Source organism: Proteiniborus sp. (assembly GCF_040308045.1).
Lineage (GTDB): Bacteria > Bacillota > Clostridia > Tissierellales > Proteiniboraceae > Proteiniborus.
This window is the reverse complement of the sequence record NZ_JAWRHZ010000045.1, coordinates 1-15,321: the sequence shown is the minus strand read 5'-3', so window position 1 is coordinate 15,321 and position 15,321 is coordinate 1. Positions and strand designations below refer to the sequence as shown.

Here is a 15,321-nt window from a genome sequence, read left to right as displayed (position 1 = left end):
TTACTTCTCCAAAGCCGTATCTTTTGTTTAATACTGTTGTGATTGCTGCTGTTAATGTTGTTTTACCGTGGTCAACGTGTCCTATTGTTCCAATATTTACGTGTGGCTTGGTTCTTTCATATTTTGCTTTTGCCATTTTTTATTCCTCCCTACTAAAGAAATTTATATTTTTATATGATAAAATTCTAGACATTATTTATTAATAATTTTTTCAGCTATACTGTTTGGTACTGCTTCATAATGGTCAAATTGCATTGTATATGTTCCACGACCTTGAGTTTTTGAACGAAGATCAGTTGCATATCCAAACATTTCCGCTAGAGGTACAAATCCTCTTACAACTTGTAAACCATTTCTTGACTCCATACCTTCTATTCTTCCTCTTCTTGAGTTAAGATCACCTATTACATCTCCCATATACTCTTCAGGCATGACAACTTCGACCTTCATATATGGCTCAAGAATTACAGGATTTGCTTTTTTCATACCATCTTTAAATGCCATTGAACCAGCAATTTTAAACGCCATTTCAGATGAGTCAACTTCATGGTATGAGCCGTCATATAGAGTTACTCTAAAGTCAAGAACTTCATATCCTGCAAGTATACCATTTTGCATAGCTTCTTGGATACCATTATCAACTGCTGGAATATACTCTTTCGGTATAACTCCACCAGTAATTTTGTTGACAAACTCATAGCCTTCGCCTGGTTGTCTTGGCTCCATTCTAATCTTAACGTGTCCGTATTGTCCACGTCCACCAGATTGTCTTGCGTATTTTGATTCTACTTCAACTTCTTTTGTTATAGTTTCTTTATATGCAACTTGTGGGTTACCTACATTAGCTTCTACTTTGAATTCTCTTAGAAGTCTATCAACTATAATTTCTAGGTGTAACTCACCCATTCCTGCTATAATTGTTTGACCTGTTTCTTGATCAGTATAAGCTTTAAATGTTGGGTCTTCTTCAGACAATTTTGCCAAAGCTATTCCCATTTTATCTTGACTAGCTTTAGATTTAGGTTCTATCGCTACTCTGATAACAGGCTCTGGAAACTCCATGGATTCTAATATAATTGGATGACTTTCATCACAAAGAGTATCTCCTGTTCCTGTGTCCTTAAGTCCTACTGCAGCAGCAATATCTCCAGCATAAACCCTATCTAGTTCCTCTCTCTTGTTGGCATGCATCTGTAATATACGGCCTATTCTTTCTTTTTTACCTTTTGATGAATTTAATATATATGAGCCTGATTCCAATACTCCTGAGTAGACTCTAAAAAAAGCTAGTTTACCTACATATGGGTCTGCCATGATTTTGAATGCTAGTGCTGCAAAAGGTTCTTCATCTGAAGATGCTCTTTCTTCAACTTCTTCCGAACCTGGTTTTACTCCTGTAATGTTTGGAACATCTGTAGGAGCAGGCATATATTCTACAATCGCATCAAGAAGTGGTTGAATACCTCTATTTCTATACGCTGAACCGCATAAAACAGGAGTTATTTTACAAGCAATTGTAGCACTCCTTATTGCATCCTTTATCTCATCAACACTTATTTCCTCACCTTCAAGGTATTTCATCATTAGCTCTTCATTTTCATCAGCTACAGCTTCTAATAGTGCCTCTCTGTATTCCTCTGCTAAATCTTTCATGTCTGCTGGAACATCTACTATTTCGTATTCTTTTCCTAGCTCATCCTTGTATATTCTCGCTTGCATGTTAATTATGTCAACTATTCCAACAAAAGTACTTTCTGAACCAATTGGTAGCTGTACAGGTACTGCATGGGCTTTTAATCTTTCTTTCATCATGTTAACTGCTCTAAAGAAATCTGCACCTGTAGTATCCATTTTGTTTACAAAAGCCATACGTGGAACATGGTACTTATCTGCTTGACGCCAAACTGTTTCTGATTGTGGCTCCACTCCGCCTTTTGCACAAAAGACTGCTACTGCGCCATCGAGAACACGAAGAGATCTTTCTACCTCAACGGTAAAATCCACGTGTCCTGGTGTGTCTATAATGTTTACCCTATGACCATTCCATTGAGCTGTAGTTGCTGCAGAAGTTATTGTGATTCCTCTTTCCTGTTCTTGCTCCATCCAATCCATCGTAGCGGAACCTTCATGAGTTTCGCCTATTTTATGAGTTCTACCTGTATAGAATAGTATTCTTTCAGTAGTAGTCGTTTTACCTGCATCTATATGAGCCATTATTCCAATATTTCGAGTTTTTTCTAAAGAAAATTCTCTAGGCACAGTAATCCTCCTTTCTGCTTCTTATTTCATATTTAATATTTTCATTCAACTGTGATTTTAACCAAAGTAATCTATATTTATTACCATCTATAATGTGCAAAAGCTTTATTAGCTTCAGCCATTTTATGTGTATCTTCTCTCTTTTTAACACTTGCACCTGTATTGTTAGCTGCATCCATTATTTCTTTAGCTAGTTTTTCACTCATAGTTTTTTCTCCTCTTTTTCTAGAGTATTCTGCTAGCCATCTTAGTCCTAATGTTTGTCTTCTTTCTGGTCTAACTTCTATTGGCACTTGGTATGTTGCTCCACCCACACGTCTTGCCTTTACTTCAAGTACAGGCATTATGTTGTTAAAGCCTTTGTAGAAAACTTCCAATGGGTCTTCACCAGTTTTTTCCTTGATGTAATCAAAAGCATCGTACACAATTCTTTGTGCTACACCTTTTTTCCCATCAAGCATAATTTGATTTATTAATTTTGTAACTACTTTATCTTTATATATTGGATCTGGACTTACTTGTCTTTTTTGAATATGTCCTTTTCTTGGCACTATTCTTCCCTCCTTAATATTTAGATTAATTCATAGGTACTCGACATTTTGAAGCTTGTCGTCAGCGCACTAAAATGCATTTATATAAACAGCCTTTAGCCTATGACGCTAAAACCCCGCATTTTCGTACCTGTTAACATTATTTTTTCTTAGGTTTCTTTGCACCATATTTTGATCTGGATTGCATTCTCTTGTCTACACCAGCTGCATCTAATGTTCCTCTTACAATATGGTATCTAACCCCTGGTAAGTCTTTAACTCTTCCACCTCTTATAAGAACAACGCTGTGCTCTTGTAAGTTGTGGCCTATACCTGGGATATAAGCATTAACTTCTAAACCATTTGTAAGTCTAACTCTGGCAATCTTTCTTAAAGCTGAGTTAGGTTTCTTAGGTGTTACGGTTCTAACAGATACACAAACCCCTCTTTTTTGTGGTGAATTTACTTTTGTTGTTCTTTTCTTTAAAGAGTTTAAACCTACTCCTAAGTGAGCTGATTTAGATTTGTAAACAACTTCTTCTCTACCTTTTTTTATTAATTGGCTAATTGTTGGCATTAAAGCACCTCCTTCCAAAAATTAAACTATTTTAAAATTGCAGCAACTGCTGCACTTACTTCAATCCCACAGGCCTTACCTAATTCTTTCATACTCTTTACATATATAATTTCTATAGATTTATCACTACATAATTGGATTATATCATGTACTACCTTGGGCTCTGCATCTCCTGCTATATACATTGTCTGAACTTCATTGTTATTTATTGCTCTTCTGGCCTGTTTTATACCAACAACCTTTTTAGTATCTTTAAGATTAGTTAGCATTTGAGTTTCCTCCTTTATTAGACATCTAGAAGATTATGTAGCTATAGCTACATAATCTTCCTTGATTCAAAAGAGTCAACCTGCAATTTTACACACTTATATATTTTACCACCTGAAATAAGCAGTGTCAACATTTATATTATTCTTCAACTATTTCTTCTTTTATCTCTTCTTCTGGGACTCTTAAGGCAATGTCTTTATATTTTCTCATTCCTGTACCTGCTGGTATAAGTTTACCAATAAGCACATTTTCTTTTAATCCTATTAGCCCGTCTTCTTTTCCTTTTATAGCTGCCTCTGTAAGAACTCTTGTAGTTTCTTGGAAAGAAGCTGCTGACAAGAAGGATTCAGTGGCTAATGAAGCCTTAGTAATTCCAAGTAATACTCTTCTGCCTACTGCAGGCTTTCCTGATTGTTCTTCTATTTTTTTATTGGCTTCTTCAAAATCAAATATGTTTATTAAGCCACCAGGAAGAAAATCTGTATCTCCTGGGTCTTCAACTTTGACTTTATTTAACATTTGTCTAACTATAACTTCAATATGTTTGTCGTTTATGTCAACACCTTGCAGTCTATAAACTCTTTGCACTTCTTTTACAAGATATGATTGAACTCCACCAATTCCTTTTATTTTTAATATGTCATGCGGATTAACTGAACCTTCGGTTATCTCATCTCCAGCCTCGATAAAGTCTCCAGCTTTGACTTTTAATCTTGAACCATAAGGAATAGTATATGTTTTTGCTTCTCCATCATTTGCAGTAACTGTTGCTTCTTTTCTTCTTTTTGATTCATTTATTGAAACAGTACCTGAGATTTCCGTAATGATAGCAAGTCCTTTTGGCTTTCTAGCCTCAAAGAGCTCTTCAACCCTTGGAAGACCTTGAGTAATATCTGCTCCAGCTACACCACCTGTATGGAAGGTACGCATTGTAAGCTGAGTACCAGGTTCTCCTATAGATTGAGCTGCTATTATTCCTACAGCTTCTCCTGTATTAACTATTTGTCCTGTAGCTAAGTTTCTTCCATAGCATTTAGAACATACACCATGTCTTGTTTTACATCCTAATACTGTTCTTGCTTTAACTTCTTCTATTCCTGCTTCAACTATTTTATCTGCCGCTTTTTCTGTAATTAGCTCTCCACCTGCTACTATTAGTTCTCCTGTATTAGGATCTAATATATCTTCATATGCATATCTACCTTCAATTCGGTCCCATAGTTCCTCAATAACTTCTTTTCCATCTTTAAATGCTTTAATTGTTATATACTGATCTGTTCCACAATCATCTTCTCTTACTATTACGTCTTGACTTACGTCAACTAGTCTTCTTGTAAGGTATCCTGAGTCAGCTGTTCTTAATGCAGTATCAGCAAGACCTTTTCTAGAACCGTGTGTTGAAGTAAAGAATTCAAGAACTGTAAGTCCTTCTCTAAAGTTTGCTCTAATAGGTTGTTCAACAGTTTTACCTGAAGCATTAGCCATAAGTCCTCTCATACCTGCAAGCTGTCTAATCTGGTTTTTACTACCTCTAGCTCCTGATTGAGCCATTATGAATATGTTGTTAAGAGGGTCTAGATTGTTCATAAGTGCTTCGGTAACTTTTTCTGTAGTTCTATTCCAAACTTCTATAACTCTTTCATATCTTTCTTCGTCTGATATAAGTCCTCTTCTGTAAGATTTTTCGTACTTATCAACTTTTTCTTCTGCTTCTGAGATCAATATTTCTTTTGCTTCAGGAACTACTATGTCATCAATACTTACTGTAATAGCCCCAATTGTAGAAAAGTGAAATCCTGTCTGTTTAATATTATCAAGTACCACTGCAGTTATTGTATTACCATGCTTTCTAAAGCACTTTTCTATGATTTTTCCTAGCATTTTCTTATCTACAATTCTATCTATTTCTAATGAATATTTATCTAAGTCTCTATTAACAAAACCTAAGTCTTGAGGAATGTTTTGGTTAAATATAAATCTACCTACAGTGCTTTCAACTAACTTTCCTCTGTCATTTTCATCAAGCCTTACTCTAACCTTAACCTTAGCATGTAAGTCTACTGCTCCATCATAGTATGCAAGGAGCATTTCATCATAATCCTTGAAAACCATCCCATGCCCTTTATCATCTGCCTTTTCTACAGTTAAATAGTAGCTTCCTAATACCATGTCTTGAGTTGGTGTAGTAATAGGTTTACCATCCTTTGGTGCAAGAATATTGTTCACTGATAACATCAAGAATCTTGCTTCAGCTTGAGCCTCCATAGAAAGTGGCACGTGTACAGCCATTTGGTCTCCATCGAAGTCTGCATTATATGCTGTACATACAAGTGGATGTAGCTTAATTGCCTTTCCTTCTACAAGTACCGGTTCAAAAGCTTGAATTCCAAGTCTGTGTAGAGTAGGAGCACGGTTTAATAGTACTGGATGTTCTTTTATTACTGAATCCAATACATCCCATACAACGGGTTTAACTTTTTCCACCATTCTTTTTGCACTCTTTATATTATGTGCATGGCCTTCGTTTACTAGCTTTTTCATAACAAATGGCTTAAATAATTCTAGTGCCATCTTTTTAGGAAGTCCGCACTGGTAGAATTTAAGTTCTGGTCCTACAACAATAACTGAACGTCCTGAATAGTCAACTCTCTTACCAAGAAGATTTTGTCTAAATCTTCCCTGTTTACCTTTAAGCATGTCAGATAATGATTTTAATGGTCTATTACCAGGCCCTGTTACAGGTCTTCCTCTTCTTCCATTATCTATTAAAGCATCTACAGCTTCCTGAAGCATCCTTTTTTCATTTCTAACTATTATATCTGGAGCTCCTAAGTCTAACAGCCTTTTTAATCTGTTATTTCTATTTATAACTCTTCTATAAAGATCATTTAAGTCAGAGGTTGCAAATCTTCCACCATCAAGTTGTACCATAGGTCTTAAGTCTGGTGGTATAACAGGTATTACATCTAATATCATCCATTCGGGTCTATTACCAGATTGTCTAAATGCTTCTACAACTTCTAATCTTCTTATTATTCTAATTTTCTTTTGCCCTGAACTTTCCTTTAACTGAGCTCTTAGTTCCTTCGCTTCTCCTTCTAGATCAATTTTCGCTAGAAGTTCTTTTACTGCTTCAGCTCCCATAGAAGCTTTAAATCTTCTGCCATATTTATCTATGGCATCCCTAAATTCTTTTTCATTTAAAAGTTGCTTTTCTGAAAGAGATGTATCACCAGGGTCTATTACTACATAAGAAGCAAAATAAAGAATTTTTTCTAGAGCCCTAGGAGACATATCTAGTATGAGTCCCATTCTACTTGGTATTCCTTTAAAATACCAAATATGAGAGACTGGAGCAGCAAGCTCTATGTGTCCCATTCTCTCTCTTCTTACTTTAGCTTTTGTGACTTCAACTCCACATCTGTCACATACTACGCCTTTATATCTTACTCTTTTATATTTTCCACAATGGCATTCCCAGTCTTTTGTAGGTCCAAATATTTTTTCACAGAATAGACCTTCTTTTTCTGGTTTTAAAGTTCTATAGTTAATAGTTTCAGGTTTTTTTACTTCTCCTTTTGACCATTGTCTTATCTTTTCAGGTGATGCTAAACCAATTCTGATAGAATCAAAATTATCAAGCTCGAACAAGGGGCTTTCTCTCCCTTCATAAATTAATTTGAGGCTTAAAACTAGTCATCAAAACCTTCATCAAATAAGTTATCATCATCATCTAAAATATACTTATCATCATCAGATTCTTCAACTTCAAGTTCTTCTTCAGAACTCTCTATATTACTTTCATCATAATCATTGTAATATTCACTTTCAAACTCACTATCTTTATCTTCTACATCAAAGCCAATATTTAGATCTCCTATTTCATCGTCTACTGATTCTTTTATTTCTATTTCCGTATCATCAGTCAATACCTTAACATCTAGGGCTAAACTCTGTAATTCCTTTATAAGAACCTTAAATGATTCTGGAATTCCTGGCTCAGGAATATTCTCTCCTTTAACTATTGCTTCATATGTCTTGACACGTCCTACAACGTCGTCTGACTTTACAGTTAATATCTCTTGGAGGGTATGAGAAGCACCATAGGCCTCTAATGCCCATACCTCCATTTCACCAAATCTCTGTCCACCAAATTGAGCTTTACCTCCTAATGGCTGTTGAGTAACTAGTGAATAAGGGCCTGTAGACCTAGCATGTATCTTATCATCAACTAAGTGATGAAGCTTAAGCATATACATGTATCCAACTGTAACAGGATTGTCAAATTCTTTTCCTGATCTACCATCCCTTAGTAGTATTTTCCCACTTTCCGGGTAATCTACATTTCTTAAAGCTTCCCATATGTCATTTTCATTGGCCCCATCAAATACTGGGGTGGCAACATGCCAGCCTGCTTTTTTCGCAGCTAAGCCTAGGTGCACTTCTAATACCTGACCAATGTTCATACGAGAAGGTACCCCTAATGGGTTAAGAACAACTTCTAGAGGTGTACCATCTGGCAAGAAAGGCATATCTTCTTCAGGAAGAATCCTTGAGACAACACCTTTGTTACCGTGTCTACCACACATTTTGTCCCCAACATTTATTTTACGTTTTGTAGCTATATATACTCTAACAAGTTGATTAACTCCTGGAGGTAGCTCATCTCCATTTTCTCTAGTGAACACTTTTACATCTACGACTATTCCCGTTTCACCATGGGGAACTCTAAGGGAAGTATCTCTGACTTCTCTAGCTTTTTCACCAAATATTGCTCTCAATAATCTTTCTTCGGCAGTAAGCTCTGTTTCTCCCTTTGGAGTAACCTTACCTACTAGTATGTCATTTGCTACAACTTCTGCTCCTATTCTAATGATTCCTCTCTCGTCTAAGTCCTTTAATGAATCTTCCCCTACATTAGGTATATCCCTTGTTATTTCTTCTGGACCAAGCTTTGTATCTCTAGCCTCTGATTCGTATTCTTCAATATGAACAGAAGTAAGTATGTCTTCTCTTACAACTTTTTCATTTAATAAAATAGCATCCTCGTAGTTGTATCCTTCCCATGTCATAAATGCAATAAGTAGGTTCTTACCAAGTGCTATTTCTCCCTGATCTGTAGAAGGACCATCTGCTATAACCTGCCCTTTTCCGACTCTTTCATGCTTTCTAACAATAGGTCTTTGATTTATGCAGGTTCCTTGATTTGAACGCTTGAATTTCAATAATTTATATTTATCTATTTGGCCGTCTTCATCTCTTCTGATTATTATTTCATCAGAAGACACTCTAACAACAACTCCACTATGTTTTGCAACTATTACTACTCCAGAATCCTTTGCTGCTCTATACTCCATACCAGTACCTATAATTGGAGCCTCTGTTTTTAATAAAGGAACAGCCTGACGCTGCATGTTAGCACCCATTAGAGCCCTGTTAGCATCATCATTCTCCAAGAATGGTATCATGGCTGTACCTACAGATACTATTTGTCTAGGTGACACGTCCATATAATCAACTTCATCTACTGGAACAACTTCTATACTCCCGTATTTTGCTCTAGCTAACGCTCTTTTGTTGACAAATCTACCTTCGGCATCTAATGGCTCATTTGATTGAGCAATTATAAATTCATCTTCAACATCAGCTGTTAAGAAATCAATCTCTTCAGTAACTACTCCAGCTTCTTTATCAACTCTTCTATATGGAGCTTCTATAAAACCATAATCATTTATTCTAGCATAAGTAGTAAGTGACGTTATAAGTCCGATGTTTGGTCCTTCAGGTGTCTCTATAGGACACATCCTTCCATAATGTGAATGATGAACGTCTCTTACTTCAAAGCCGGCTCTGTCTCTGCTAAGACCTCCTGGTCCTAGTGCAGACATTCTTCGTTTATGTGTAAGCTCCGCTAATGGATTTGTTTGATCCATGAACTGTGATAATTGGCTACTACCAAAAAACTCTTTAATAGATGCAGCCACAGGTCTAATATTAATCAATGCTTGTGGTGTAACTACATCTATGTCTTGAATAGTCATTCTTTCCCTAACTACTCTTTCCATCCTTGATAATCCTATTCTAAATTGATTCTGTAAAAGTTCTCCTACAGAACGAAGTCGCCTATTTCCAAGGTGGTCTATATCATCAGTATTTCCAATGCCAAAGAACAAATTGAACTCATAATTAACTGATGCAACTATATCATCATTAATTATGTGTTTTGGAGAAAGTTCTCTAATTCTTTCTTTTATTGCTTCCTTCAACTCGTCAGTTTTACCAAATTTATCTATTAGTTCCTTCATTATAGGATAATATACTTTCTCTTTTAGCCCTAAATCTTCAACAGAAAAAGGCAGATCAAACGCTTTAATGTTTACAAAATGATTACCTCTAACTCTTACAGTTTTGTTATCATCAGTTAATACATCTACCACATTTATACCTGCATTCTCTATTTCGATGGCTTTTTTTCTAGAAATCTTTTCGCCTTTTTCAGCTAAGATCTCTCCTGTATTTTCATCAATTATTGTATTAGCAGCTCTTCTATTTGCAATTCTATTGTAAAGTGATAGCTTTTTATTAAATTTATATCTACCAACTTTAGCTAAATCATATCTTTTAGGATCAAAGAATAGAGTGTTAATAAGTGATTTTGCACTATCTACAGTAGGTGGTTCACCTGGTCTAAGCCTTTTGTATACCTCAAGCAAACCTTCATCTTGATTCTTAGTGCTATCTTTTTCAAGTGTTTTTAGAACCTGTTCAGTTTCACCTAAAAGTTCCAAGATTTCAGCATTAGTACCATAGCCTAATGCCCTAAGTAAAATAGTAAGGGGAAGTTTTCTAGTTCTATCTACTCTAACATAAACTATATCATTTGAATCACTTTCGTATTCTAACCAAGCACCTCTATTTGGTATTACCGTTGAAGAATACAGCCTTTTACCTGTCTTATCTATATTTTCTGCAAAATAAACTCCCGGTGATCTGACCAGCTGGCTTACTATTACTCTTTCTGCTCCATTAATAATAAATGTTCCCTTTTCAGTCATCAAAGGGAAATCTCCCATAAATACTTCTTGTTCCTTAACTTCTCCAGTTTCTTTATTAATAAGTCTAACTTTAACTTTTAATGGTGCTGCAAAATTCACGTCTCTTTCTTTTGACTCTTCTTCTTCATATTTTGCTTCATCACCAATACTATAATCAACAAACTCTAAAATTAAATTTCCTGTGTAATCCTGGATTGGAGATATGTCTTCGAATACCTCTTTTAGTCCTTCATTGATGAACCACTCATAAGATCTTTTTTGGACTTCAATTAAATCTGGGAGCTCTAAGACTTCACTAATCCTAGAATAACTCATACGAACCCGTTTTCCATACGAAACAGGATGCACCATTATTACTCACCCCTTAATAAAACTTAAGTAGTTAAAAACAAATTACCAAAATTAGCACTACTCCTCGCCGTAGGTTGCGGACTTCTAACTCCCTTCGGTCGTTATAAGCCTCGCCAACCCTGACAAAGGTAGTACCTGCAATTCACCTTCGCTATCGCTCGATTCATTGGGTACTACTCTTTGGTAATTTTTTGAATTTAAATACACCTATTATAATATTGCCACAAACTTTAGCAAATATTCAAAGTTTGTGCCAAAAATCGCCTATTATGCATTTTATAATATTATCATACAAAAATAAAGTTGTCAAGCATAGAAATTTACTACCTTTATTATATCTTTTTAACAAAAATAATTACACTAATACTAATAGTCAAACAGGTTTCAAGAAAAAATATTCTAATAAATTTCTAACATTTTTTCTAATATTATTTTTTATGCTTGACATATTATTATACCATAAAAAAAGGTTTCATTTTTAATGAAACCTTTTTTTATCATATTATAAAGTAATTATTTAACTTCTACAGTTGCTCCAACTTCTGAAAGTTTAGCTTTCATTTGTTCAGCTTCGTCTTTTGAAGCTCCTTCTTTTAATGTTTTTGGTGCGTTATCAACTAATTCCTTAGCTTCTTTTAAGCCTAAGCCAGTTATTTCTCTAACAACTTTGATAACTTTGATTTTTTCTGCGCCAGCACTTGCTAAAACTACATCAAATTCTGTTTTTTCTTCAGCTGCTGCACCAGCTGCTGGAGCTGCACCACCTGCTACCATTACAGGAGCTGCTGCGCTTACACCAAATTCTTCTTCTAAAGCTTTAACTAATTCTGATAATTCTAACACTGATAATGCTTTTACATCTTCTATTAATTTTGTGATTTTTTCACTCATTATAATATACCTCCATTTTTCATTTTTTTATTAAGCTTCTTGCGGTTCTTTATCAACTATTGCTTGTATTGTTCTAGCAAATTTCGAAATAGGTGAGTTTAATGCAATAACTATTTGAGTAAGTAGAACTTCCTTAGATGGTAATTCACCTATAGCCTTAATCTTATCTATACCTACAAGTTCGCCTTCTACAATACCAGCTTTAAATTCTAAGTTTTTATGGTCTTTAGCAAATTCGCTTGTGATTTTAGCAGGGGCTACTACATCTTCTTTAGATATTGCTATAGCATTTGGTCCAGCTAAGAATTCATTGAAAGCCTCATAGCCTTCTTCTTTAAATGCAAATCTCATCATTGTATTTTTGTATACTTTGTATTCTACTCCTGCTTCAGTACATTTCTTTCTTAATTCAGTAACCTCTTCAACAGTAAGTCCTCTATAGTCAACAAGTACAATTGATTTTGCATCTTTAATCTTAGATCTTATTTCTTCTACAACTTGTTTCTTTTGATCTAATACTGAGCTCATTCTAGTCCACCTCCTTATTGCTAACTAATCATTCCAATATGGTCGAAAATATAATAAGGTCTCTCCGTAGACACAGAGAGACCTTTGATTTCATAAGTAATCATAAGCCTTTCCTCGGTAGGTGAATATTAAACCTATAAGGTACCTACTGTCTACGGAACATTTATTAAATTTGCAACATTAGTTAGTATATTATCAGTATATTAATATAATGTCAACAATTTTATTCCATTATTTTTGATGGATTTATTTTAATTCCAGGACCCATTGTACTAGAAATTGTTACGCTTCTTAAATATTTACCTTTTGCTGCTGCTGGCTTAGCCTTCACAACTGCTTCCATTAAGGTATTAAAGTTTTCTTTTAGCTTTTCTGTTCCAAATGATGCTTTGCCTATTGGAACGTGAATTATATTAGTTTTGTCAACTCTATATTCAACTTTACCAGCTTTAATATCTTGAATTGCTTTCTCAACATCAAAAGTAACTGTTCCTGATTTTGGGTTAGGCATTAATCCTTTTGGTCCTAACACCCTACCTAGTCTTCCTACAACACCCATCATATCTGGTGTTGCAACAACAACATCATAGTCAAACCAGTTTTCGCTTTGAATTTTAGTTACAAGCTCTTCAGCACCTACAAAGTCAGCGCCTGCATTTTCTGCTTCTTTAGCTTTGTCACCTTTAGCAAAAACTAAAACCTTTTTAGTTTTACCTGTACCATGTGGTAAAACTACAGCACCTCTAACTTGTTGATCAGCATGTCTTGAGTCTACCCCAAGCCTAATATGCAATTCTATTGTTTCATCAAATTTAGCTTTTGCTGTTTTTTGAACTAGCTCAACAGCTTCAGCTGAATCATAAAGATTTTCTCTGTCTATTAATTTTGAACTATCTAAATAGTTTTTACCTTTTTTAGCCATTATATAAACCTCCTTGTGGTATTAGCGGTTGTTACCTCCCACTTAATAATTATTCTTCAACAACAATTCCCATACTTCTTGCAGTTCCTGCTACCATGCTCATAGCAGCTTCTATACTACCTGCATTTAAGTCTGGCATTTTAAGCTCTGCTATTTCTTTTACTTTAGCTTTTGATATTTTTGCAACTTTTGTTTTGTTTGGTACTCCGGAGCCTGATTCTATTCCTACTGCTTTCTTAAGCAATACTGCTACCGGAGGAGTTTTTGTTATGAATGTGAAAGATCTATCTTGGTAAACTGTTAAAACAACTGGAATTATCATACCAGCTTGATCAGCAGTTTTTGCATTGAATTCTTTTGTAAACTGCATGATATTTACCCCGTGAGGTCCTAAAGCTGTACCTACTGGTGGCGCTGGAGTTGCTTTACCAGCTGGAATTTGTAATTTAACCATAGCTATAACCTTTTTTGCCATTTTTACACCTCCTTACTATGTGGGAAAAGCCTATAAGCTAATCCATTTGTGTCTTGTAATCTATCTATAATTATAAAGCGTATGCTTTGTTGCCAGCACTATAGCTTTTCAACTTGATCAAAATCTAGTTCTACAAGCGTTTCTCTTCCAAACATAGATACAAATACTTTAAGTTTCCTTTTTTCTGCATTAATATTTTCAACTGTTCCCATAAAGTTTTCAAAATAACCTGATGTTATCTTAATAACATCCCCAACATTAGCGTCAACTTCAGGCAATGCTTCCTGTACTCCTAATAGTTTTACTTCTTCATTAGTAAGTGGTACAGGTTTAGATCCTGGTCCTACAAAACCAGTAACTCCTCTTGTATTCCTTACTAAATACCAGGATTCATCTGTCATTGTCATCTTAACCATTACATATCCTGGGAACATTTTTCTCTCTTTGACTTTTTTCTTGCCATTTTTAGTCTCAACGTACTCTTCAACAGGGACTCTTACTTCAAAAATAACATCCTGCATTCCTCTATTTTCAACAAGCTTTTCAATATTGGCTTTAACTTTATTTTCGTGACCCGAATAGGTATGGGCTACGTACCATTTTCCTTTATCTGACTTATCCGTCATAGCTTACAGGGACCTAAGTTACAGGTCCTTCCCTCCTTCATTTTTTATCCAATTATTAACTTTAATATTTGATGTAAGCCTGAGTCAATTAGCCATACTGCCAAAGAAATAATTGTACAAATAACTAATACTACTATAGTATAGTTAATTAGCTCTTTTCTACTAGGCCAACTAACTTTTTTTAATTCAGCTCTTACTCCTTTAAAGTAGCTGTTTATTTTTTTGCTTCCCTTTTCAGCACCCGTTTGAGCCGCCATTTACTTCACATCCTTATAAAAAGTTTTTAAAAAACTATTTAGTTTCCTTATGAACTGTATGAGTATGACAGAACTTGCAGTATTTTTTTAACTCAATTCTTTCTGTATTATTCTTTTTATTTTTCATAGTATTGTAGTTTCTTTGCTTACATTCTGTACATGCTAAAATAACTTTTGCTCTCATCAAACACACCTCCCATGCTTAACTTAAGTTAAGTCTATGTCAAAATAATCATTATTCTCGGGCATAGTAACCCAATAATAGTTACATTACTTTATATAAACTATCACAAATTAAATAGTCTGTCAATAAAAAAATACAATTATAGGCAACCTATATATATTATATTCAGACCTTAGTATTTCCACAATACTATAATCAATACTTATTTTTGCTTACTTCCTTAAAAAGACTAGGTCTTTAAGACCTAGTCTCTAAATTATTCTATAACTTGAGCTACGACTCCCGCTCCTACTGTTCTTCCACCTTCACGAATAGCAAATTTTAGTCCTGCTTCCATTGCTATTGGTGTGATTAGTTCTATTGTAAATGTTGCGTTATCTCCTGGCATTACCATTT

General features: G+C 34.9%; 15 protein-coding genes and 1 other annotated feature. All 15 genes read right to left on the bottom strand.

The window, feature by feature from the left end; translation table 11 throughout:
* The coding region (locus ABV008_RS09430) for a GTP-binding protein (protein ID WP_352419569.1) at positions 1 to 136 on the bottom strand (136 nt) is incomplete at its 3' end.
* A 56-nt stretch (positions 137 to 192) separates the two neighbouring features.
* On the bottom strand, positions 193 to 2,259 hold the full coding sequence (fusA, locus tag ABV008_RS09425; protein ID WP_352419568.1) for an elongation factor G: 2,067 nt from the start codon (positions 2,257 to 2,259) through the stop codon (positions 193 to 195).
* 80 nt (positions 2,260 to 2,339) lie between these two features.
* Positions 2,340 to 2,810, bottom strand: a complete 471-nt coding sequence (gene rpsG, locus ABV008_RS09420) for a 30S ribosomal protein S7 (RefSeq protein ID WP_352419567.1) — start codon at positions 2,808 to 2,810, stop codon at positions 2,340 to 2,342.
* Positions 2,811 to 2,949: 139 nt separating this feature from the next.
* Positions 2,950 to 3,366, bottom strand: a complete 417-nt coding sequence (rpsL, locus tag ABV008_RS09415) for a 30S ribosomal protein S12 (RefSeq protein WP_074351003.1) — start codon at positions 3,364 to 3,366, stop codon at positions 2,950 to 2,952.
* A 26-nt stretch (positions 3,367 to 3,392) separates the two neighbouring features.
* Positions 3,393 to 3,635: a ribosomal L7Ae/L30e/S12e/Gadd45 family protein gene (locus ABV008_RS09410; protein ID WP_352419566.1), complete on the bottom strand. Its 243-nt coding sequence runs from the start codon at positions 3,633 to 3,635 to the stop codon at positions 3,393 to 3,395.
* Positions 3,636 to 3,774: 139 nt separating this feature from the next.
* Complete coding sequence (gene rpoC, locus ABV008_RS09405) at positions 3,775 to 7,287, bottom strand: DNA-directed RNA polymerase subunit beta' (protein ID WP_352419565.1); 3,513 nt, start codon at positions 7,285 to 7,287, stop codon at positions 3,775 to 3,777.
* Between the two features lie 41 nt (positions 7,288 to 7,328).
* Positions 7,329 to 11,042 carry a DNA-directed RNA polymerase subunit beta gene (gene rpoB / locus ABV008_RS09400; RefSeq protein WP_352419564.1) on the bottom strand — a complete coding sequence of 1,238 codons (3,714 nt, stop codon included), beginning with the start codon at positions 11,040 to 11,042 and terminating at the stop codon, positions 7,329 to 7,331.
* Between the two features lie 513 nt (positions 11,043 to 11,555).
* Positions 11,556 to 11,933 (bottom strand): 50S ribosomal protein L7/L12, encoded by a 378-nt coding sequence (gene rplL, locus ABV008_RS09395; RefSeq protein WP_352419563.1) that lies wholly within the window; start codon positions 11,931 to 11,933, stop codon positions 11,556 to 11,558.
* A 30-nt stretch (positions 11,934 to 11,963) separates the two neighbouring features.
* Positions 11,964 to 12,461 carry a 50S ribosomal protein L10 gene (rplJ, locus tag ABV008_RS09390; protein ID WP_352419562.1) on the bottom strand — a complete coding sequence of 166 codons (498 nt, stop codon included), beginning with the start codon at positions 12,459 to 12,461 and terminating at the stop codon, positions 11,964 to 11,966.
* 42 nt (positions 12,462 to 12,503) lie between these two features.
* Positions 12,504 to 12,637, bottom strand: a sequence feature (ribosomal protein L10 leader region).
* 47 nt (positions 12,638 to 12,684) lie between these two features.
* On the bottom strand, positions 12,685 to 13,383 hold the full coding sequence (rplA, locus tag ABV008_RS09385; RefSeq protein ID WP_352419561.1) for a 50S ribosomal protein L1: 699 nt from the start codon (positions 13,381 to 13,383) through the stop codon (positions 12,685 to 12,687).
* Positions 13,384 to 13,432: 49 nt separating this feature from the next.
* Complete coding sequence (gene rplK / locus ABV008_RS09380; RefSeq protein ID WP_352419560.1) at positions 13,433 to 13,858, bottom strand: 50S ribosomal protein L11; 426 nt, start codon at positions 13,856 to 13,858, stop codon at positions 13,433 to 13,435.
* A 98-nt stretch (positions 13,859 to 13,956) separates the two neighbouring features.
* A complete protein-coding gene (nusG, locus tag ABV008_RS09375; protein WP_352419559.1) occupies positions 13,957 to 14,484 on the bottom strand; it encodes a transcription termination/antitermination protein NusG in 528 nt (175 codons plus the stop codon).
* A 44-nt stretch (positions 14,485 to 14,528) separates the two neighbouring features.
* Positions 14,529 to 14,741: a preprotein translocase subunit SecE gene (secE, locus tag ABV008_RS09370; RefSeq protein ID WP_352419558.1), complete on the bottom strand. Its 213-nt coding sequence runs from the start codon at positions 14,739 to 14,741 to the stop codon at positions 14,529 to 14,531.
* A gap of 34 nt (positions 14,742 to 14,775) precedes the next feature.
* Positions 14,776 to 14,925: a 50S ribosomal protein L33 gene (rpmG, locus tag ABV008_RS09365; RefSeq protein ID WP_352419557.1), complete on the bottom strand. Its 150-nt coding sequence runs from the start codon at positions 14,923 to 14,925 to the stop codon at positions 14,776 to 14,778.
* Between the two features lie 256 nt (positions 14,926 to 15,181).
* Positions 15,182 to 15,321: EF-Tu C-terminal domain-related protein (locus ABV008_RS09360; RefSeq protein ID WP_502929770.1), on the bottom strand; the 140-nt coding region annotated here is incomplete at its 5' end.